At 65.0% G+C, this 240-nt stretch carries 1 protein-coding gene; it reads left to right on the top strand.

Annotated elements, in window-relative coordinates; translation table 11 throughout:
- Positions 1–240 (top strand): carboxyl transferase domain-containing protein (locus tag SB756_RS34720; RefSeq protein WP_410913839.1); only part of this gene is annotated, 240 nt, incomplete at both ends.

The following is a 240-nucleotide window of genomic DNA, read 5'->3' as shown; positions in this document are numbered from 1 at the left end:
GGAGCGGCATACCTCGCGCGGCAAACTGCTACCGCGCGAGCGTATCGACCGCCTGCTGGACGCAGGCTCACCCTTCCTCGAAATCGGCCAGTTGGCCGCCCATGAGGTGTATGGCGAAGACGTGCCCGCTGCGGGCGTGATTGCCGGCATCGGCCGAGTCGAAGGCGTGGAGTGCATGATCGTGGCCAACGACGCCACGGTCAAAGGCGGCTCCTACTACCCGCTGACGGTCAAGAAACA

It is taken from the genome of Pseudomonas sp. SIMBA_068, assembly GCF_046534705.1.
In the GTDB taxonomy this organism is placed as follows: Bacteria; Pseudomonadota; Gammaproteobacteria; order Pseudomonadales; family Pseudomonadaceae; genus Aquipseudomonas; species Aquipseudomonas putida.
The sequence above is the reverse complement of the archived record's forward strand: the minus strand, read 5'-3'. Positions and strand labels throughout refer to the sequence as shown.